22 protein-coding genes and 1 tRNA gene are annotated in these 18,219 nt (G+C 69.3%); 13 read left to right on the top strand and 10 right to left on the bottom strand.

Annotated elements, in window-relative coordinates:
* Nucleotides 1–163: 163 nt before the first annotated feature.
* The 4 genes from nth to Q1V88_RS07390 are packed head-to-tail and all read left to right on the top strand — an operon-like array spanning nucleotide 164 to nucleotide 3,346.
* Nucleotides 164–871 carry an endonuclease III gene (nth, locus tag Q1V88_RS07405; RefSeq protein ID WP_300679950.1) on the top strand — a complete coding sequence of 236 codons (708 nt, stop codon included), beginning with the start codon at nucleotides 164–166 and terminating at the stop codon, nucleotides 869–871.
* Nucleotides 871–1,488 (top strand): TlpA disulfide reductase family protein, encoded by a 618-nt coding sequence (locus Q1V88_RS07400; RefSeq protein WP_300679949.1) that lies wholly within the window; start codon nucleotides 871–873, stop codon nucleotides 1,486–1,488. The genes nth and Q1V88_RS07400 overlap by 1 nt, the downstream gene beginning before the upstream one ends.
* On the top strand, nucleotides 1,485–2,177 hold the full coding sequence (locus tag Q1V88_RS07395) for a CoA pyrophosphatase (protein ID WP_300679947.1): 693 nt from the start codon (nucleotides 1,485–1,487) through the stop codon (nucleotides 2,175–2,177). Before Q1V88_RS07400 ends, Q1V88_RS07395 begins: the two co-directional genes overlap by 4 nt.
* Nucleotides 2,174–3,346 carry a MarP family serine protease gene (locus Q1V88_RS07390; protein ID WP_300679945.1) on the top strand — a complete coding sequence of 391 codons (1,173 nt, stop codon included), beginning with the start codon at nucleotides 2,174–2,176 and terminating at the stop codon, nucleotides 3,344–3,346. Before Q1V88_RS07395 ends, Q1V88_RS07390 begins: the two co-directional genes overlap by 4 nt.
* Nucleotides 3,347–3,406: 60 nt before the next feature.
* On the opposite strand, the gene Q1V88_RS07385 is transcribed toward Q1V88_RS07390, so the two are convergent.
* The 5 genes from Q1V88_RS07385 to Q1V88_RS07365 all read right to left on the bottom strand — a co-directional run bounded on the left by Q1V88_RS07385 (nucleotide 3,407) and on the right by Q1V88_RS07365 (nucleotide 6,668).
* The gene (locus tag Q1V88_RS07385; protein WP_300679942.1) at nucleotides 3,407–4,354 is read right to left on the bottom strand and encodes a DUF559 domain-containing protein; all 948 of its coding nucleotides are present in this window, start codon (nucleotides 4,352–4,354) and stop codon (nucleotides 3,407–3,409) included.
* Between the two features lie 222 nt (nucleotides 4,355–4,576).
* A complete protein-coding gene (locus tag Q1V88_RS07380) occupies nucleotides 4,577–5,374 on the bottom strand; it encodes an MBL fold metallo-hydrolase (RefSeq protein WP_300679940.1) in 798 nt (265 codons plus the stop codon).
* A complete protein-coding gene (locus Q1V88_RS07375; protein ID WP_300679938.1) occupies nucleotides 5,371–6,042 on the bottom strand; it encodes an NUDIX hydrolase in 672 nt (223 codons plus the stop codon). Before Q1V88_RS07375 ends, Q1V88_RS07380 begins: the two co-directional genes overlap by 4 nt.
* 6 nt (nucleotides 6,043–6,048) lie before the next feature.
* On the bottom strand, nucleotides 6,049–6,504 hold the full coding sequence (locus tag Q1V88_RS07370; RefSeq protein ID WP_300679936.1) for a RidA family protein: 456 nt from the start codon (nucleotides 6,502–6,504) through the stop codon (nucleotides 6,049–6,051).
* Nucleotides 6,501–6,668, bottom strand: coding sequence for a DUF4177 domain-containing protein (locus tag Q1V88_RS07365; protein WP_300679934.1), 168 nt, complete (start codon nucleotides 6,666–6,668; stop codon nucleotides 6,501–6,503). The genes Q1V88_RS07370 and Q1V88_RS07365 overlap by 4 nt, the downstream gene beginning before the upstream one ends.
* Before the next feature lie 23 nt (nucleotides 6,669–6,691).
* On the opposite strand from Q1V88_RS07365, the gene Q1V88_RS07360 reads away from it, so the two are divergent.
* The 3 genes from Q1V88_RS07360 to Q1V88_RS07350 are packed head-to-tail and all read left to right on the top strand — an operon-like array spanning nucleotide 6,692 to nucleotide 9,392.
* A complete protein-coding gene (locus Q1V88_RS07360; protein ID WP_300679932.1) occupies nucleotides 6,692–7,180 on the top strand; it encodes a nuclear transport factor 2 family protein in 489 nt (162 codons plus the stop codon).
* A gap of 17 nt (nucleotides 7,181–7,197) precedes the next feature.
* The gene (locus Q1V88_RS07355) at nucleotides 7,198–8,235 is read left to right on the top strand and encodes an ArsA-related P-loop ATPase (protein ID WP_300679931.1); all 1,038 of its coding nucleotides are present in this window, start codon (nucleotides 7,198–7,200) and stop codon (nucleotides 8,233–8,235) included.
* The gene (locus Q1V88_RS07350) at nucleotides 8,232–9,392 is read left to right on the top strand and encodes an ArsA-related P-loop ATPase (RefSeq protein ID WP_300679929.1); all 1,161 of its coding nucleotides are present in this window, start codon (nucleotides 8,232–8,234) and stop codon (nucleotides 9,390–9,392) included. The genes Q1V88_RS07355 and Q1V88_RS07350 overlap by 4 nt, the downstream gene beginning before the upstream one ends.
* A gap of 20 nt (nucleotides 9,393–9,412) precedes the next feature.
* Here Q1V88_RS07350 and Q1V88_RS07345 read toward each other — a convergent pair whose 3' ends face one another.
* Complete coding sequence (locus Q1V88_RS07345) at nucleotides 9,413–9,739, bottom strand: WhiB family transcriptional regulator (protein WP_300679958.1); 327 nt, start codon at nucleotides 9,737–9,739, stop codon at nucleotides 9,413–9,415.
* 229 nt (nucleotides 9,740–9,968) lie between these two features.
* Here Q1V88_RS07345 and Q1V88_RS07340 point away from each other — a divergent pair, with 229 nt between their 5' ends.
* Complete coding sequence (locus Q1V88_RS07340) at nucleotides 9,969–12,170, top strand: transglycosylase domain-containing protein (RefSeq protein ID WP_300679927.1); 2,202 nt, start codon at nucleotides 9,969–9,971, stop codon at nucleotides 12,168–12,170.
* Nucleotides 12,171–12,207: 37 nt separating this feature from the next.
* Here Q1V88_RS07340 and Q1V88_RS07335 read toward each other — a convergent pair whose 3' ends face one another.
* Both Q1V88_RS07335 and Q1V88_RS07330 read right to left on the bottom strand, forming a co-directional pair.
* Nucleotides 12,208–12,579 (bottom strand): hypothetical protein, encoded by a 372-nt coding sequence (locus Q1V88_RS07335; protein ID WP_300679926.1) that lies wholly within the window; start codon nucleotides 12,577–12,579, stop codon nucleotides 12,208–12,210.
* Nucleotides 12,580–12,583: 4 nt separating this feature from the next.
* Nucleotides 12,584–13,051, bottom strand: a complete 468-nt coding sequence (locus Q1V88_RS07330; protein WP_300679924.1) for a GatB/YqeY domain-containing protein — start codon at nucleotides 13,049–13,051, stop codon at nucleotides 12,584–12,586.
* A gap of 17 nt (nucleotides 13,052–13,068) precedes the next feature.
* On the opposite strand from Q1V88_RS07330, the gene Q1V88_RS07325 reads away from it, so the two are divergent.
* A complete protein-coding gene (locus tag Q1V88_RS07325; RefSeq protein ID WP_300679921.1) occupies nucleotides 13,069–14,019 on the top strand; it encodes a metallophosphoesterase in 951 nt (316 codons plus the stop codon).
* A 61-nt stretch (nucleotides 14,020–14,080) separates the two neighbouring features.
* Nucleotides 14,081–14,154 (top strand) — tRNA-Pro (locus Q1V88_RS07320).
* A gap of 86 nt (nucleotides 14,155–14,240) precedes the next feature.
* Here the strand turns inward: Q1V88_RS07320 and Q1V88_RS07315 are convergent.
* Nucleotides 14,241–14,729, bottom strand: a complete 489-nt coding sequence (locus Q1V88_RS07315) for a MarR family transcriptional regulator (RefSeq protein WP_300679918.1) — start codon at nucleotides 14,727–14,729, stop codon at nucleotides 14,241–14,243.
* Between the two features lie 40 nt (nucleotides 14,730–14,769).
* Here Q1V88_RS07315 and Q1V88_RS07310 point away from each other — a divergent pair, with 40 nt between their 5' ends.
* From Q1V88_RS07310 to Q1V88_RS07300, 3 genes are all read left to right on the top strand, one after another.
* Nucleotides 14,770–15,675, top strand: a complete 906-nt coding sequence (locus Q1V88_RS07310) for an EamA family transporter (RefSeq protein WP_300679915.1) — start codon at nucleotides 14,770–14,772, stop codon at nucleotides 15,673–15,675.
* A gap of 292 nt (nucleotides 15,676–15,967) precedes the next feature.
* On the top strand, nucleotides 15,968–16,492 hold the full coding sequence (locus Q1V88_RS07305) for a hypothetical protein (protein WP_300679913.1): 525 nt from the start codon (nucleotides 15,968–15,970) through the stop codon (nucleotides 16,490–16,492).
* On the top strand, nucleotides 16,480–17,196 hold the full coding sequence (locus tag Q1V88_RS07300) for a hypothetical protein (RefSeq protein ID WP_300679910.1): 717 nt from the start codon (nucleotides 16,480–16,482) through the stop codon (nucleotides 17,194–17,196). The genes Q1V88_RS07305 and Q1V88_RS07300 overlap by 13 nt, the downstream gene beginning before the upstream one ends.
* Before the next feature lie 88 nt (nucleotides 17,197–17,284).
* On the opposite strand, the gene Q1V88_RS07295 is transcribed toward Q1V88_RS07300, so the two are convergent.
* The gene (locus tag Q1V88_RS07295) at nucleotides 17,285–17,842 is read right to left on the bottom strand and encodes a C40 family peptidase (RefSeq protein ID WP_300679907.1); all 558 of its coding nucleotides are present in this window, start codon (nucleotides 17,840–17,842) and stop codon (nucleotides 17,285–17,287) included.
* Nucleotides 17,843–18,219: the final 377 nt, after the last annotated feature.

The raw sequence follows: 18,219 nt of genomic DNA, 5'->3' as shown, positions 1-18,219 counted from the left end.
GGCTGGCTCCAAGTTCCCGAACAAGGACACCGCTCGACCAGACACCGGGCCCGCGGACGACCACTCAGAAGTCAGGGATCACCACGTGTCCCGGTCGGACGTTCGGCCCGCCCGCGGACCCACTCAAAGGCTAAATGTCGGAGGCCCCCCGTAGGCTGGGTGCGTGCGCCGCCAGGAGGAAACGAGAACCGCCCTCGTCCGCCGTGCACGCAAGATCGATCGGATCCTCGCCGAGACCTACCCCGACGCCAAGGCGGAGCTCGACTTCGACAACGCCTTCGAGCTCCTCGTGGTCACCGTGCTCTCGGCGCAGACCACCGACAAGCGGGTCAACGCGGTCCGGCCGAAGCTGTTCGCCGCCTACCCCGACGCGCGCGCGATGGCCGCCGCCGACCGCACCGTCCTGGAGGGGATCGTCGGGCCGCTCGGCTTCTTCCGTGCCAAGACCGACGCGCTGTTGCGCCTGAGCGCCACCCTCGTCGAAAAGTACGACGGCCAGGTGCCCGGCCGACTCGACGACCTGGTCACCCTCCCCGGCGTCGGCCGCAAGACCGCGAACGTCGTCCTCGGCAACGCCTTCGACGTCCCGGGCATCACCGTCGACACCCACTTCGGCCGCCTCGTCCGCCGACTGGGCTGGACCACCGAGACCGATCCGGTCAAGGTCGAGTTCGCCATCGCCGAGCTGTTCCCCAAGCGCGACTGGACGATGCTGTCCCACCACCTGATCTGGCACGGCCGGCGCTGCTGCCACGCCAAGAAGCCCGCCTGCGGCGCGTGCCCGGTGGCCAAGCTCTGCCCGAGCTTCGGCGAGGGCCCGACCGATCTCGAGGCGGCGACCAAGCTGCTGCGCACCGAAGGGCCGAACTGATGAAGCGTCACACCCGGCGGGCCGGCACGCTCGGAGCGGCCCTGGCCGGCGTACTCCTCCTCGTCCTCGCCGCCTGCGGCTCCCCGTCGCTGACGGCGCCGAAGGCCAAGGACATCAAGGTCGACACCCCCGAGCTGGTGGCGCTCAAGCAGAAGGCCGCCATCGAGGCCTGCCCCGCGGCGACGACCAGCAACGGCGGCCTGCCGAAGGTCGTGCTGCCGTGCCTGGGCGGCGGTCAGAGCGTCGACCTGTCCACGCTGACCGGTCCGCTCCTGATCAACGTCTGGTCGAGCGCGTGCGAGCCGTGCCGCAAGGAGATGCCGGCGCTGGGCGAGTTCCACCGCACCTACGGCAGCCAGGTGCCGATCCTCGGGATCGACCTCGAGGACACCTACCCGGGCGTAGCCCTCCAGCAGGCCGGCGAGTGGAAGGCGACGTACCCCCAGGTCTTCGACTTCGACGGCAAGATCCAGGAGACGAAGCTGCACGTCCCGGCGCTGCCGACCTTCATCTTCCTCTCGGCCGAGGGCAAGGTCACCGTGGTCAAGGGCGGCCTCGACTCGGTCGCGAAGGTCGTCGCGATGGTCAACGAGCATCTCGGGACGACCCTGTCGTGACGGGCCCCGACTGGTTCGCACCGGTGATCGAGGGCGCGCGGACGATCACCGCCGACCGCCTGACCCGGTTCACCGTGCCCGACGGCGCCGACCCACGTCGCTCGGCAGTGCTGATGCTCTTCGGCGAGGGCGCTCAGGGCCCCGACCTGGTGCTCACCGAGCGCAGCCACACGATGCGCTCCCACCCCGGTCAGGTCTCCTTCCCCGGCGGCTCCCTCGACCCGGGCGAGTCGACGGTCCAGGCGGCTCTGCGCGAGGCAGAGGAGGAGGCCGGGATCGACCCGCTCAGCGTCGAGGTCGTCGGCCACCTGCCCGAGCTGTGGCTGCCGCCGAGCAACTTCGCCGTCACGACCGTGCTGGGCTGGTGGTCCGAGGACCGCGAGCTGCTGCCCGCCTCGGTGGACGAGGTGCACGCCATCTACCGCGTCCCGATCGCAGAGCTGGTCGACCCTGCCCACCGGATCACGGTGATCTCCCCGAGCCACGGCTGGCGCAGCCCGGGCTTCCTGATCGGCCCCGACAAGGACGTGATCCTGTGGGGCTTCACCGGCGGGATCGTCGAGCGCTTCCTCACCCATCTGGGCTGGATCGAACCCCTGCCGCAGGCCCGTGAGGTCGAGCTGCCGGCGTACATGCTGGCCGGGCGCGAGCGCGCCGGTGGCACCGACACCCCGGAGGTCTCGGAGTGAACTGGCTCGACTGGTGCCTCCTGGCGCTCGTCTTCGCGTACGCCCTCTCCGGCTACTGGCAAGGCTTCATCACCGGCGCCTTCGCCACCATCGGGCTGCTGCTCGGCGGTGTGGTCGGGGTCTGGGCCTCGCCGAAGCTGCTGGGCAACGCCAACCCGTCGGTCTGGGTCTCCCTCGGTGCGCTCTTCATCGTGATCGTGGCCGCCTCGATCGGCCAGGGAGTCCTCCAGTTCCTCGGGGCCCGGGTGCGCGACAAGATCAGCTGGCGGCCCGTGCGCGCGCTCGATGCCTGCGGCGGGGCGCTGCTCTCGGCCGGCGCGGTGCTGGTGGTCGCCTGGGCGCTCGGGGTCGCGATCTCGGGCACCCACATCGGCACGATCACGTCGGCGGTGCGCAGCTCCGCGGTGCTCTCCGAGGTCGACGGGGTGATGCCGGCCTCGGCCGCCAAGGCGCTCGACCGGTTCAACAACGTCGTCGGTACGTCGTTCTTCCCGCGCTATCTCGAGCCGTTCGCCCCCGAACGGATCGTGAAGGTCGGTCCGGGGCCCGAGAGCCTCAAGAAGGACGCCGACGTGATCAAGGCCGAGAAGTCGGTCTACAAGGTGCGCGGCGCGAACTCGTGCGGGCGCGGCGTCGAGGGCTCGGGCTTCCTGATCGCGCCGGGCTACCTGATGACCAACGCCCACGTCGTGGCCGGCGTCAGCCAGCCCAGCGTCTCGCTCGGCAACAAGGACGAGGCCGGCAAGGTCGTGCTCTACGACCCCGGCGTGGACATCGCCGTGATCGCGTTCGACAGTGGTTCGGCCACCCCGCTGGCCTTCGCCGGTAGCGCCCAGGCAGGCGACGGGGTCGCGATCCTCGGCTACCCCGAGGACGGCCCGTTCGACATCGAGGCGGGCAGGATCCGGGCCCAGCAGCGGCTGCGCTCCCCCGACATCTACGGCACCGGCACCGTGATCCGCGACGTCTACTCGCTGCGTGGCCTGATCCGCCCGGGCAACTCCGGCGGCCCGATCGTCAACGCCGCCGGCAAGGTCGTCGGCGTCGTCTTCGCGGCCTCGGTGACGGACCAGAGCACGGGCTACGCGCTGACGACCGCCCAGGTCTCCCAGCTGGCGGAGCAGGGCACCCAGCGCACGACGAAGGTGTCCACGGGCAACTGCGCCTGACCGAATTCCGGGTTCGCCACCGCCGACATCCGGGTTCACCACGCTCGACATCCGGGTTCCTCACCGCCGCGGCTTCCAGCGCAACGGCGAGTAGGTCTGAGCGTTCAGCGCCGCACGCACCTCACCGATCCAGCGGTCCAGGCGCCGGCCGGTGAAGTCCCCGTTGCGCACGACCACCACCCGCCAGCCGAGCTCGCGCAGCACGCGACGACGCTCTCGGTCATGGAGCCGCTGCTCCTCGGTCATGAGGTGCGCCGCCACGCCGTCGTACTCCACCGCGACCTTGTGCAGGGGCCAGGCGAAGTCCAAGCGGTACGTCGGCACGCCATCGACCTCGACCCAGACCTGCGCCTGGGGCAGCGGCACCCGCGCGTCGGCGAGCGCGAGCAGCGTCCAGGACTCGCGCTGGGACTCGACCGCCGGATCGATCAGCCCGATCAGGCTCTTAAGCTGGACCACCCCGCGGCGCCCCTTGAACCGCGGCACCTCGGCGGCGAGGTCCTCGGACCGGATGCCGTGGAGCCGGGCGAACTCGTTGAGGCAGGCGTGCGCCTCACGCCGGTGCAGGTGGCGGGCGAGGTCGAGGGCCGTGCGCAACGGGGTCGTCACCCGGAGCCCGCCCACGGTCATCACGTCGTGCTCGGCGAGGTCACGGTTGCGGCCGATGACGTCACCCCGTTCGGTCGCGTGCGCGGACGGTGCCGCTGCCACCTCGACCGGAGGAGGCGTGGAGCTCTCCAGCAGCGTGAGCGTGTTGACGCCGTGGATCCACGCTGCCGTCCGATCGATCACCACGTGCTCGGAGCCGACCACGAGGGCAACGGCCCTTGCCCTCGACTCCCAATCATCGGCCGAGCCGGGCGGGACGAAGAGCCCGCGCACCACACGGCGTACCGAACCTCGGGCGACGGCTGCCGACAGATCCCGCCACGTCAACCCGATCGCCATCGCCTCGGCGGTGGTGAAGGGCCGGGCGGGTATCTGCACGGGACGGCGGGGACGGCTCATGCGGGCAGCCTGCGCGACCGCCGTTGCGACCGCCATCGCCCTCCGGCGGCCTGTGGACGCACACCGCGAGCACCCTGCCTGTGGACGCTCCACGGCCACCTCTGGGACAGAAGTGACGAACGCACCCTACGGTGGGGAAACCGGATCTCGACCGTGAGAAACCCGGAACTCACCCGTGGCGAACCCGGATCTCGTCCGTGGCGAACCCGGATCTCGGCGGTGCTAAACCCGGAATTCGGCGAGGTAGGCGAGCTGTGCCCGCACCGACAGCTCGGCCGCACCCCACAGCACCGGGTCCACGTCGGCGTACACGATCTCGACGACCGCGCGCGGCAGATCGTCGCCCAGGGTGTCGGGCGGGACCAGTGCCAACGCCGTCTCGACCTGCTCCAGGCGGGAGGCGCGGTGCGCGATGTAGTAGTCCAACAGGGCCAACGCGTCAGCGATCGCCGGACCGTGGCCGGGCCAGATCCAGGAGACCTCGCGCTCCTCGGCCAGCGCCCGCAGCCGGTCGAGTGAGTCCAGGTAGGCACCGAGCGAGCCGTCGGGATGGGCGACCACCGTCGTGCCCCGGCCGAGCACGGTGTCGCCGGTCAGCACGGCCGAGGCCGAGGGCACCCAGAACGAGAGCGAGTCCGAGGTGTGACCGGGGGTGGCGACGACCTCGATCTCGAGCGAGGAGCCGACCGAGATCACCTCACCGGCGCGGAGCCCCTCGGCGCCGAGGCTGAGCGACGGGTCGAGCGCCCGCACCGGGGCGCCGACCATCTCGCCGAACTCGCGCGCACTTTCGGAGTGGTCCAGGTGGTGGTGCGTGAGGAGGACCTCGGCGACGTCACCGGCGACCGAGCGCACCGCGTCGAGGTGCGTCATCAGCGACGGGCCGGGGTCGACCACGACGGACCGCTCGCCCGAACGCAGCACCCAGGTGTTGGTGCCGTCCAGCGTCATGATGCCGGGGTTGGCTGCCAGCACGCAGCTGTGCGGGCCGTACTCCCCGCCGCTCCACGCCTCGGTCATGTCCAGCGTGCTCCGGGACGTGCCGCGGCCAGCTCACTGGCCCAGGCCGGCAGCCGTACGCCGTCGTCGGTGACGATCGGGGTGAACATCTCGACCCCGGCAGCGGCGGTCGCGGCCATCACGTCCTCGACCGAGGTGTAGGTCGCCAGCCGCAGCAGGGCCGAGTACGTCGGCGGCATCAGCGACCACTCGCGACTGTCGGCGCGGTCGAGCGCGTCGGTCGGCGAGACCCAGGCGACCGAGGACGACTCGGTGGACAGCTCGAGGGCCTCCTGGCCTTCGGGCAGGACCGCGGTGAAGAACCAGGTCCGGTAGCGCTTCGGCACGTCGACGGGCGTGGTCCACGCGTCCCACAGCCCGAGGCCGGAGACCGGGACGACGACCCCGGTCTCCTCGGCGAGCTCGCGCACCGCGGCGCCGACCACGCCGGCGGCCTGCGCCGGCGACGTCACACCCAGACGCGAGACCCACTCCGGGGCGACCGGGGACGAGTCCTCGGCGGAGACGCCGCCGCCCGGGAAGGCGACGACGCCTGCAGCGAACGCCATCGACTGGCGCCGCACCATCACGAAGACTTCGAACGGCGCGGTGGTGCCAGGACGCAGCAGCAGCACCGTGGCCGCATCGCGCGGCTCGACCGGGACGCGCTGCTGCTCCGACGACGTCATCAGGTCTCAGACCTCGACGATGATCTCGACCTCGACCGACGCGTCCAGCGGCAGCACCGGGACACCGACGGCCGAGCGGGCGTGCGCGCCGTCGGCGAAGGCCGCGGCCAGCAGCTCGGAGGCACCGTTGATCACGGCGGGCTGGCCGGTGAAGTCGGGGGTGGAGGCGACGAAGCCGACGACCTTCACGACCTGCTTGACCTGCTCGAGGTCGCCGATCAGAGCCTTGACTGCGGCGATGGCGTTGAGGGCGCACTGCTGGGCGGCCTCGGTCGCCACCTCGACGGAGACGCCGTCGCCCAGCTTGCCGGTGGCGAGCAGGGCGCCGTCGCGCATCGGGAGCTGGCCGGAGGTGTAGATCAGGTTGCCGACCCGCTTGGCCGGCACATAGGCGGCGACCGGAGGAACGACCTCCGGGACGGTCAGACCGAGCTCGGCCAGGCGCGACTCGACGGTGCTCATGCGGTCACCGGTCGCTTGAAGTAGCCGACGGACTGAGTGGCGCCGTTGCCGGAGTCAGTAGTCACGATCGTGACGAGCTCCCAGCCGTCAGCGCCGAAGTTGTTGAGGATCTGCCCAGCGACGTGGTTGAGAATCGGGGCGACCTGGTACTCCCATGTGGTCATGCCTGAACCCTACAGTCGTCCCTATGCAGGAACGTGTTCTAGATCCGGCCGATGACACCCGGGCGATCGAGCAGCTCAAGTACCGCTATGTCCGGCTGCTCGACACCAAGCAGTGGGACGGGTTCGCCGACTGCTTCACCGCTGAGGCCACCGGGGACTACAACGGCCTGGCCTTCGCCGACCCGAGCGCCCTGGTGGCCTACATGCGCGAGCATCTGGTCGACGGCATCATCACCCTCCACCAGGTCCACCACCCCGAGATCACCCTCGACCCCGACGACCCCGATCTCGCGACCGGGCGCTGGTACCTCCAGGACAAGGTGATCGTGCCGGCGTTCGACTTCATCCTCGAGGGGGCGGCGTTCTACGAGGACCGCTACCGGCGCACCGCGGACGGCTGGCGGATCGCCCACACCGGCTACGCCCGCACCTACGAGCTGACCTGGTCGCTGGCCGACCTGCCCAGTGCGAAGGTGGGCGGCCCCGGAACCCACACCCACGCCGACGCCTGAGAAGTAGGCTGCGCATCATGACGTCTCCGCAGGCCTCCGTGCGTCTGCATGTCGTCTCCGGCAAGGGTGGCACCGGCAAGTCCACGGTCGCCGCCGCACTCGCGCTGGCCCTGGCCAGCGACGGCCGGAACGTCCTGCTGTGCGAGGTCGAGGGACGCCAGGGGATCGCCCGGATGTTCGACGTCGATCCTCTCCCGTACGCCGAGACCCGAATCGCCACGGGCCTGACCCTGCCCGACCCCGCGGGCGCCCCGACCCGACGCCCCGGCAGCGTGTACGCCCTGCACATCGAGGCCGAGGCAGCACTGCTGGAGTATCTGGCGATGTACTACAAGCTCGGCCGCGCCGGGAAGGCGCTGGACCGCTTCGGCGTGGTCGAGTTCGCCACCACCGTCGCCCCGGGCGTGCGCGACGTGCTGCTCACCGGCAAGGTCTTCGAGGCCGTCGAGCGCAACAGCCGCAACAAGGGCGCACGGCACTACGACGCCGTCGTGCTGGACGCTCCCCCGACCGGCAGGATCACCCAGTTCCTCAACGTCAGCGACCAGGTCGCCGGGCTGGCCAAGGCGGGCCCGATCAAGCACCAGGCCGACACCATGATGACCCTGTTCCGCTCCCCGCGGACCGCCGTCCACCTGGTCACCCTGCTGGAGGAGATGCCGGTCCAGGAGACCATCGACGGGATCGCCGAGCTGCGCTCGGCACGGCTGCCGGTCGGCAGCATGATCGTCAACCAGGTCCGCCCCCGCGACCTCGACGCCGACGAGCTCGAGGCGGCCCTGGCCAGCACCCTGGACACCTCGCGGATCGAGCAGGACCTCGAGCTGGTCGGGATCGAGCCGTCGACGGAGCTGATCGACGGCCTGCTCACCGACGCGGCCGACCATGCGGAGCGCCGGGCGGTCGAGGAGACGCAACGCTCCCGCATCGCCGACGTCGACGTGGCGACGTACGAGCTGCCCCGGCTGGCGGGCGGGGTGGACCTCGGCGGGCTCTACGAGCTCGCCGCCCTGCTGGTGGAGCAGGGCATGACCGACGCCGGGGCCGCCCGATGAGCGGCAGGCTGCGGGTGGGGCCCCTGGCCCACAAGCCCTCCCAGGCACCGGACCTAGACGTCGATGCCCTGATCGACGACCGCTCCACCTCGATCATCGTGTGCTGCGGGTCGGGCGGGGTCGGCAAGACCACCACCAGTGCGGCGTTGGCGCTGCGGGCCGCCGAGCGCGGCCGCAAGGTCGTCGTCCTCACCATCGATCCGGCCCGCCGGCTCGCCCAGTCGATGGGGATCGACCAGCTCGACAACACCCCCCGGCCGGTCCAGGGTGTCGACGGCAGCGGGTCCCTGGACGCGATGATGCTCGACATGAAGCGGACCTTCGACGAGGTCGTGCTCTCCCAGGCCACCCCGGAGAAGGCGGCCGCGATCTTGTCCAACCCGTTCTACATCGCCTTGTCGAGCTCGTTCGCCGGAACCCAGGAGTACATGGCGATGGAGAAGCTCGGACAGCTGCACCGCCAGGGCGACTACGACCTGATCGTGGTCGACACTCCGCCGAGCCGGAGCGCCCTGGACTTCCTCGACGCCCCCGACCGGCTCTCCAGCTTCCTGGACGGGCGCCTGATCAAGACGCTGCTGCTGCCCGCGAAGGGTCCGGCGCGGCTGATGAGCGCGGGCGTCGGGATGATCACCGGCGCGCTGTCGAAGATCCTCGGCGGCCAGTTCCTCACCGACCTGCAGACGTTCGTCGCCGCCCTCGACACGGTCTTCGGCGGGTTCCGGCAGCGGGCCCAGCAGACCTATGCGCTCCTCCAGGCACGCGGGACGGCGTTCCTGGTGGTCGCGGCTCCCGAGCCCGACGCGCTCCGGGAGGCGGCGTACTTCGTCGAACGACTCAGCGGGGATCGGATGCCGCTGGCCGGCCTGATCGTCAACCGGGCGACCACCTCACCGGCCGGGGACCTGAGCCCTGCGGTGGCGCTGGCCGGGGCCGAGCAGCTGGAGCGCTCGACGGCCGAGGACCACGGACTCACCGCGGGGCTGCTGCGCCTGCACGCGGATCGGGCGATCCGGGTCGCCCGGGAGCGTCAGCTCACCGATCGATTCAGTGCGGCACACCCGCAGGTGCCGATCACGGTGGTGCCGGCGCTGGCCGCCGACGTGCACGACCTCGGCGGACTGCGCGAGGTCGGGGAGCTCCTGACCCAGGGGTGAGGTCGGGCCGACGGGGGACGTCAGTCCTGGAGCTCGGCCTGCAGCTCGGCATGCAGCTCGGGCGCGGTGGTGACCGGCGAGCCACTCTGCCGCGCGGTCTCGAGCACCGCGCGCCACGACGCGTTCGGCTTCCGCTTCAGGAGTGCCCGGCGCTCGCGCTCGGTCATCCCACCCCAGACGCCCCACTCGATCTGGTTGTCCAGCGCCTCCGCGAGGCACTCCGATCGAACCGGGCACGTGGTGCAGACCTGCTTGGCCTTGTTCTGCTCCGCGCCTTTGACGAACAGCAGGTCAGGCTCACTGGATCTGCACGCAGCTCTCAGGGCCCATTCTTCAACCCACATGATCTCGTCCTTACCCAATCAAAGCCCCCACCCCGGTCCCGAGGGGATGGTGAAGGCTGTCCCCAGTGTGAAAGTTAAACGGACAGTGACAACGTGCAGAAAGTCCCATAAGCCCCAAGTTGCCTAGTCCGTTCGGGCTATGCCTCCTAGTCCCTCACGGGCGTCACGTACCCTTGGGCGCATGTCGAGGACAGCCGGTGCACGTGACTTGGTCCTGACCCGACTCGGAGTGATGGCAGCCGTCGCCGTCGTGCTCGGCGTCGTGGTCGCCCTGTTGGCGATCCCTCTTGCAGGGGTCGCCGGGATCGGTGCGCGCAACGTCGCACGAGGGATCGGACAGCTCCCCACCGAGCTGGAGACCGGTGAACTCTCGCAGCGTTCCAAGATCGTCGACGCCGAGGGGCGCGTGATCACGACGCTGTACGACGAGAACCGCATCACCCGACCGCTCAACCAGATCTCGCGCACGATGGTCCAGGCGATCGTGTCCATCGAGGACTACCGCTTCTACCAGCACGGTGCGCTCGACCTGAAGGGCACGCTGCGTGCCTTCATCACCAACCAGGCCAACAGCGGCACCGTCCAGGGCGGCTCGTCGATCACCCAGCAGCTGGTGAAGCTGACCCTGCTCGGCCAGGCGAAGACCGACGCCGAGCGCAAGGAGGTCACCGCCGACTCCTACTCGCGCAAGATCAAGGAGCTGCGCTACGCGATCGCGCTGGAGCAGGCCCACTCCAAGGACTGGATCCTGGAGCGCTACCTCAACACCGCCTACTTCGGTGACGGCGCGTACGGCATCCAGGCCGCGGCCAAGCACTACTTCAACGTCAACTCCGACAAGATCACCCTCACCCAGGCGGCAGTGCTGGCCGGACTGGTGAAGAACCCGACCGGCTACGACCCGACGAACGCACCCGACCGCGCGATCGCGCGACGCAACGTCGTGCTGGACCGGATGGCGCAGCTCAACGTGATCAGTGCCGCCGATGCCGCCACAGCGAAGAAGGCACCGCTCGGGCTCGACGTACAGAAGGCGCGCAACGGCTGCGTGAACTCCAGCGCGCCGTTCTTCTGTGACTACGTGCTGCGTCGTCTGCTCGCCGACCCGGCGCTCGGCCAGACCGTCGAGGACCGCCGCAAGCTGCTCAACTCCGGCGGCCTGACGATCAAGACCACCCTCAACCTGGACAACCAGCGTGCCGCCGACAAGTCGGTCGCCGCGCACGTCTACGCCACCGACCAGGCTCTCGGCGCGATCGCCGAGGTCGAGCCGGGCACCGGCAACGTCCTCGCCCTGGCCCAGTCGCGCCCGATGGGCTCGAACAAGAAGAAGGGCCAGACCTACCTCAACTACACGGTCCCCAAGGAGTACGGCGACGCCAACGGCTTCCAGGCCGGCTCGACGTTCAAGGCGTTCACGCTGGCCGTGGCCCTGCGCGACGGGGTCGGCCTGAACACGTCGATCAACTCGCCGTCGCCGATGACGTTCCCGCAGAGTGCCTATGCCAACTGCCCGGGTTCGCCCGCCTTCGGCGGCGAGTGGAAGGTCGGCAACTCGACGACCAGCGACCGGATGACCCTCTACACCGGCACGCGGCTGTCGGTGAACACCTTCTTCGCCCAGCTCGAGCAGGTCACCGGCGTGTGCGAGCCGTTCAAGCTCGCCAAGTCGATGGGGCTCTTCCTCACCGACCCGACCCACGAGCGCCAGCCGTCGTTCACCCTCGGCGTCGTCGACGTCTCCCCGCTGGAGATGGCCGGGGCCTACGCGACCTTCGCGGCGCGTGGCCTGCACTGCGACGCCCGTCCGGTCACCGCGATCCTCGACTCGGCCGGCAACACGATCAAGAAGTACCCGACGAGCTGCACCCAGGTGCTGCCCAACGACGTCGCCGACGGGGTCAACGACGTCCTGCGCGGCGTCCAGGAGCCGGGCGGCTTCGGTTACAACCTTGGCCACACCAACCTGCAGACATCCAACGGCACGGTCATCCCGTCGGCGGGCAAGACCGGAACGACCCAGAGCGCCAAGTCGGTGTGGTTCATGGGCTACACCCCGCAGATCGCCACCGCCGCCATGATCGCGGGCGCGAACTCGTCCGGGACACCCATCCCACTAGGCGGCGTCTCCATCGCCGGCACGACCGCTCACGCCACGAACGGCTCCGGCTTCGCCGGACCGATGTGGGCCGACGCCATGCACCCGATCCAGAACAGCCTCCAGCCCGAGAACTTCACCGCCCCGCCGGCCTCGATGCAGCCCGCGACACCGGACATGCTCAAGAACATCAAGATCCTCTCCCAGCCGGTGGTGAAGTCGGCCACCCCCGCCAAGAAGAACGACAAGAAGAAGAACAACGGCGGCGGCAACAACAAGGGCCGTGGCAACGGGAACGGCAATGGGAATGGCAACGGGGGCGGCAACGGTCACTGACCGCTAGCCACCCCCGGGATCTCCGCTCCGGCTGCCCCTACCGCTTGCCTGGGACGCCGAGCACCCAACCGAAGCTGATCAGCCCGACGATCACGGCGCCGAGCACGAAGCTGAGCGTCGGCATCACCTGAGCGAGCAGGGTGCACACGCCGTACGCTCCGACGATGCTGGCCAGCGCGCACAGCAGGGCATGGCGGACACCCCCGCGCGCCACCATCGCGACCACGATGGTCACCGCGATCACCGCCAGGACCGGGCCGGCGACGACGGCGACCACGGCCAGCCCCAGGCAGCCGTAGGTCTCGTTGGAGCCCGTCGTGCAGCGATCGAGCGTCTGACCCCAGCCGAGGATCATGGCCCCGACGACGATCGCCACCAGGACACCCGCCAGCACCGCACGCCGGAGCACGGCGTCAGGCCCCGAGCGCGGCCTTCACCTGGGCCGACACCACACCGCCGTCGGCGCGTCCCTTGATCTTCGGCTGGAGGGCGCCCATCACGCGACCCATCGCCTTCATCCCGTCGCCCGCGACACCGAGGTCGGCGATGGTGGCGGCGACGAGGGCGGCGATCTCGTCCTCGGTGAGCTGCTCGGGCAGGTAGTCGGCGATCACCGCGGCCTCGGCGCGCTCCTTGGCGGCGCTCTCGGCACGACCGCCGTCCTCGAAGGCGACGGCCGCCTCGCGGCGCTTCTTCGCCTCCGACGTCAGCACGGTGAGCACCTCGTCGTCGGTGAGCACCTTGGCCTCCTTGCCGGCGACCTCGGCGTTCGTGATCGCCGAGAGCACCATCCGAAGGGTCGAGGAGCGGACCTCGTCACGGGCCTTGATGGCGGTCGTGAGGTCGGCGCGGATGGTTTCCTTGAGGCTCATGCACCCCATTGTGGCAGCCTGGAGGCATGGGGAGCGCACAGATATTCGGCCGTACGGCGGCACTGGCCGCCCTGGCCGGAGCCGGAACCGCCGCCTACGCCCTGTGGGAGGCCCGGCAGTACACGCTCCGTGAGGTCGAGGTCGCGGCCCTTCCCGAGGGCGCGACACCGCTGCGGGTGCTGCACCTGTCCGACATCCACCTGGTGCCGACGCAGGCCGCCAAGCTGGCCTGGCTCTCCGGCCTGTCGGTGCTGCGCCCCGACCTGGTGATCAACACCGGGGACAACCTGGCCCACCGGGACGCGGTCGGTCCGCTGGTCGATGCGCTCGGGCCACTGCTGGAGGTCCCCGGCGCCTTCGTGCTCGGCTCGAACGACTACTTCGAGCCGGGGATGCGCAACCCGCTGCGCTACCTGCTGCCCGACGACGGGCGACGGGCGACACATCACCCGGCGTTGCCGTGGGGGGAGCTGGTCGGGCGGCTGTCGTCGTACGGCTGGCTGGACCTGACCAACAGGTTCGGGGCGCTCACCGTCGGCGGGCTGGCGCTCGCGTTCGCCGGTGTCGACGACCCCCACCTGACGTACGACGACCTCGACGCGGTCGCCGGGCCTGCCGACCCGACCGCCGATCTGCGGCTGGGCGTGACGCACGCGCCGTACCTGCGTGTGCTCGACCAGTTCGCCTCCGACGGGTACGACGCGATCATCGCCGGCCACACCCACGGTGGCCAGGTCCGCGTCCCGCTGCTCGGCGGCGGAGGCGACAGCCTGGCGCTGGCGACGAACTGCGACCTGGACGCCGCCCGCGCCCGCGGCCTGAGCCGACACCCGGCCGATTCGCGGCCCGGCGACCCGGGGTCGGCGTGGCTGCACGTGTCGGCGGGCCTGGGCTCGAACCCGTACATCCGGATGCGGGTGGCGTGCCGCCCCGAGGCCACGTTGCTGACCCTGGTGCCGAAAGTGCGGGCCAATTAGAGGTCAGCGACCTGGCTCCGCTATGCTCACATGCTTGTGAGGCCGACACGGCTGAGCAGTTCGGGGTGTGGCGCAGCTTGGTAGCGCGCTTCGTTCGGGACGAAGAGGCCGCAGGTTCAAATCCTGTCACCCCGACCCGATGATCTCACCAGAGATCGAGAAGATCCGGATCCGCAAGGGTCCGGATCTTCTGCATTTCAGCCCCGCGGGCGCGGACGGCCTCAGCCCTCCCCCGCCAGCCCGGCCATCCACTTCTCCAGCAGTACGACGAGCTGGTCCTGATCCTCGCGACTGAGCGGCTTCAGCAGCCGATGCTCGTTGGCGATGTGGGCCGTGAACGCCTCGTCGATCAGGCGACGCCCCGCCTCGGTCAGGCCGACCACCCTGGCGCGGCCGTCGACGTCGCTGGTGCGGCGGGCGATCAGGCCCGCCTCCTCCAGCCGGTCGAGCCGCTTGCTGACGGCACCGGTCGTGACCATCGTGTAGCGGGCGATCTCGCCGGGGGCCAGCTCCCCGGGGGCGCGGCGCAGCGCCGCCATCACGTCGAACTCGCCCTCGCCGAGACCGAAGGCGCCGTACCCGCGAATGAGGGTGTCGCGGGTCTGATCCGCGAGCCGGTGCAGTCGACCGAAGACGGCCTGCGGGGTGACGTCGAGATCGGGGCGCTCGCGCTGCCACTGCGCCATGACGTCGTCGATGGAGATGACCACGGAGACAGATTATCTTCCATGGAAGAGATATGATTGTTTCGTGGAAGTTAAATGGTTGGCGCTGAGCACGATCGCTCCCCTGGCCTGGGGCGCGAACAACGTCGTGACCCGGGAGCTGCTGCCCGTCGAGGACCCGCTGTGGGGCTCGGCGATCCGCGCACTCCCCGCAGGCCTGATCCTGCTGGCGATCGCCCGCGAGCTGCCCCGCGGCCGCTGGTGGTGGCGTGCGGCAGTGCTGAGCGTCTTCAACATCGGCGCGTTCTTCCTGCTGGTCTACCTCGCCGCGCACCTGCTGCCCGCGAGCGTCGCCTCCTCGATGATGGCGCTGACCCCGCTCGCCCTGGCCGGCTTCGGCTGGGCGATGCTGAGCGAACGGCCCAGTGGCCGGATGATGATCGGGGCGGTGGCGGGCATTGCCGGCGTACTCCTGCTCATCGGCGGCGCCGACGGCGGACTCGATGTGCGGGGCATCTGCGCCTCGCTGGGGGCGGTCACGCTATCGTCGCTGGGCGCCACCCTGAGCAAGCGATGGGCCGACGGTACGCCGCTGCTGGCCTCCACGGCCTGGCAGGTCACCCTCGGTGGCCTGATGCTCACCATCGTGGCCGCCATCGCCGAAGGCACCCCGCACGCCCCCGACGGCAAGGCCGTGCTCGGCTTCGCGTTCAGCATCCTGATCGCGACCTCGCTGGCCTACGTCTTCTGGTTCGGCTCGATCAAGCACCTGCCGGTCGGCATCGTCGGCGTCGTCGGCCTGCTCAACCCGCTGAGCGGCGTCGCCCTGGGCACCCTGGTCGCCGGGGAGTCGCTGAGCATGGTCCAGCTGCTCGGCATCGTGCTCTCACTCGCCGGGGTCGGCGTCGCGGTCTCCTCGGGCAGTGCCACGGTCGCCCCGGCCGAGGCACCTGATGCCGAGGGGGCGGGCGAGGAACTCTGCGCCCGCTGACTACCCAAGAATTGGGACGGAAGTTACAAGTTTCGGGAATATCCTCGCCCAAATTCGGCACACCCTTCGGCGCGAAGCGCCCGACCGTCGGAGCCTTGGTCAATGCGAATCAAACCCCACCGAGAACTACGGTCATCCAGGCCATTCCGCCTGCCACCGTCCCAACGACAAAGGGCTGCACTGCAACTCCTGCTGTCACTCATCTGCTTGGCGGCCTTCTGCTGGACGTCGCCAGCGTCAGCGAAACTGGTTCGGAGCCACTGGATCGCACGGGCAATGCGCTGGCGGGATCATGACTGACGACAAGTCAGTCAGCTTTGCCTACTCGACCGCCAACAACGAAACTCCCAGCGCAACTCTCAAAAACACCACGACATGGGCCCGAGATCTTATTGACGCAACGTCGTGGTCGACCTCCCTTTCTTCCTCGGTTGCATCTACGACCGATGTTGTCATGCACGACGCACCCTATACCGATTGGTGCGAAGCGGCACTGGACGCCAATTGGACCACCAATGGGATCACCGGAATGGGCGGCGTCACGACCTGCGCCACCATCACTCCCGGAAATCGCTGTCAGCAGGCACACGTTCGAATCAGCACCCTCTACTTCAACGCGCACACGGTGACACCGCGACGTTGGATCACGTGTCACGAGATTGGGCATGCCCTCGGGCTCGCCCACCGGGCATTGACCGCAGGATGCATGGATGATTGCGTGGACTCGTCTACGCCCGCCTACTCCGCACATGACCTCGCCCACCTCGCCGCAGCCCTCACACAATCCGCGACAGCAGGCACCATATGTCCAAGCTGACACATACCTCCTTCGCCCTCACGCTAGGCGTCGCGGCAATGCTGAGCATCAGCGCATGCGGCACCACGCAGTCCTCGACAGAAGCGACGGACTCGCCAGGAGGTTACCTCTTCGAGCGCGCGGCCACCGTTCACCAGCAAGTATCAAGGACCGGCCCCGCCACACTGCGCGAAGCGCTGCCGAATCACCCCGGCGAGTACACCAAGGGGTCCTCGACCATCAAGGTGAAGTTCAGCGAGGACGTCGTCGAAGGGACCGTTTCTTCCGTCACCCGGGACGAGGCCGTGATCTACGACGACACCCACCTCGTGAATGACGAGCCGCAGGCAAAGATTGTGGATTGGGATGACCCACGCGCCGATGAGCGGACCCTGATGGTCACTCTGCGGGACGTTCGATCACTCAGCACGGACACGGTTCTGCCCTCAGTCACCTTCCGCATCGGCGTCCTCGTCGGTTCAGATCCGGATCAGTTCGCGGACTCGGTGACCTCTCTCCGGAAGGTTGTCGTGCTCTTGGAGCGTCGCCCCGACGGTCGCCACCAGGGCGAATGGATGTCGGCGCTCGGGGCGGCCGGGATCGGCGTCGTCTCGAGCGATGACTCCGTCCACTTTCCGGGGATGGGCACACATGAGGCGTCCTTTACCAACGGCATCAACACCGTCACCGAACTGCGACATGAGGCCTCTGCGGAGGCCAACTAGTCGAGAACAGCGCTGAGCCCCGATCGGTGTAGTGGCACGGTCACCAGGTGACGGTGCGGCTACACCGATCGGGACAGGACCAGCGCGATCAGATATTGGTCGCGTGCGTAGCCCGCGCCTTCTTCACGATCTTCCAGGCGGCGTTGGTCAGCGCCTTCTTCAGGCCCTTGACCCGACCGTAGAAGACCGAGCCGGTCCAGATCCGCTCCTTGCGGACGCGAGCGCCGGTGTAGGGCGCGTGCCAGACCTTGTGCGAGCCGGCGTAGATGCCCACGTGGTAGACGTGGCCGCCGCTGGTGAAGAAGACCAGGTCACCGATGCGGGGGTGGCGGACCCGGTAGGTGCGCGAGACCTGGGCCGCGGACTGGTGCGGCAGGGAGACGCCCAGGCGCTTGAACACCCAGCGGGTGTAGCCCGAGCAGTCGAAGCCGCTGGTGGTGGTGCCGCCGTAGCGGTACGGCGTGCCCTTGCGGGACGCGGCGACGTTGATGATCCGGTGAGAGACGATCTTGACCGCCGCCCGCTTCACCGAGGCGGTGTGGATCGTGATCGGCGCAGCCGTGGTGGCGTGCGCGGGGGTCGGGATCAGACCGACCAGGGCCACGCTCAGGAACGTGACGAGCAGGAGTGCGAGCTTCGTGCGCAAACGCGTCAGCGCACGGCGAATCCCAGGATTCTGGGCAGGAGACATGAGAGTACTTCCACAGCGACGCTTGCGAAGGTGAACCTGTCGGACTCGGACTGCTGTTGTCCGGGCAGGACGCCGATGTGATCGACGCGGTCTGCCTTAGCCCCAAGCCTCGGACCGAAACCTGCTCGGTCGAGGCGATGCATCGTGCGATGCGGTGGTGCCCCCGTGCCCGTGACTCACATCCCTCGATGTCTCCCCCGGCCGTCACGGGCCTCAGCGCAGCCGGAGCGATCTCCCCTCTTTTCACAGGAAAGACTCAGTGACTATGCCATCCACGGGCCGAAAGTCCCAAACATCTCCCCCGCGAACGTCTCCGTGTCGCGGCCTCAGGA

This window comes from Nocardioides sp., assembly GCF_030150155.1.
Taxonomy (GTDB): Bacteria; Actinomycetota; Actinomycetes; order Propionibacteriales; family Nocardioidaceae; genus Nocardioides.
The sequence above is the reverse complement of the archived record's forward strand: the minus strand, read 5'-3'. Positions and strand labels throughout refer to the sequence as shown.

What these genes read in the sequence shown, in the direction of transcription:
- Q1V88_RS07400 (WP_300679949.1), top strand. Translation starts at nt 871, where the DNA reads ATGAAGCGTCACACCCGGCGGGCCGGCACGCTCGGAGCGGCCCTGGCC.
- Q1V88_RS07385 (WP_300679942.1), bottom strand. Translation starts at nt 4,354, where the DNA reads ATGAGCCGTCCCCGCCGTCCCGTGCAGATACCCGCCCGGCCCTTCACC.
- Q1V88_RS07380 (WP_300679940.1), bottom strand. Translation starts at nt 5,374, where the DNA reads ATGACCGAGGCGTGGAGCGGCGGGGAGTACGGCCCGCACAGCTGCGTG.
- Q1V88_RS07375 (WP_300679938.1), bottom strand. Translation starts at nt 6,042, where the DNA reads ATGACGTCGTCGGAGCAGCAGCGCGTCCCGGTCGAGCCGCGCGATGCG.
- Q1V88_RS07370 (WP_300679936.1), bottom strand. Translation starts at nt 6,504, where the DNA reads ATGAGCACCGTCGAGTCGCGCCTGGCCGAGCTCGGTCTGACCGTCCCG.
- Q1V88_RS07365 (WP_300679934.1), bottom strand. Translation starts at nt 6,668, where the DNA reads ATGACCACATGGGAGTACCAGGTCGCCCCGATTCTCAACCACGTCGCT.
- Q1V88_RS07360 (WP_300679932.1), top strand. Translation starts at nt 6,692, where the DNA reads ATGCAGGAACGTGTTCTAGATCCGGCCGATGACACCCGGGCGATCGAG.
- Q1V88_RS07355 (WP_300679931.1), top strand. Translation starts at nt 7,198, where the DNA reads ATGACGTCTCCGCAGGCCTCCGTGCGTCTGCATGTCGTCTCCGGCAAG.
- Q1V88_RS07350 (WP_300679929.1), top strand. Translation starts at nt 8,232, where the DNA reads ATGAGCGGCAGGCTGCGGGTGGGGCCCCTGGCCCACAAGCCCTCCCAG.
- Q1V88_RS07340 (WP_300679927.1), top strand. Translation starts at nt 9,969, where the DNA reads ATGGCAGCCGTCGCCGTCGTGCTCGGCGTCGTGGTCGCCCTGTTGGCG.
- Q1V88_RS07330 (WP_300679924.1), bottom strand. Translation starts at nt 13,051, where the DNA reads ATGGGGTGCATGAGCCTCAAGGAAACCATCCGCGCCGACCTCACGACC.
- Q1V88_RS07325 (WP_300679921.1), top strand. Translation starts at nt 13,069, where the DNA reads ATGGGGAGCGCACAGATATTCGGCCGTACGGCGGCACTGGCCGCCCTG.
- Q1V88_RS07305 (WP_300679913.1), top strand. Translation starts at nt 15,968, where the DNA reads ATGACTGACGACAAGTCAGTCAGCTTTGCCTACTCGACCGCCAACAAC.
- Q1V88_RS07300 (WP_300679910.1), top strand. Translation starts at nt 16,480, where the DNA reads ATGTCCAAGCTGACACATACCTCCTTCGCCCTCACGCTAGGCGTCGCG.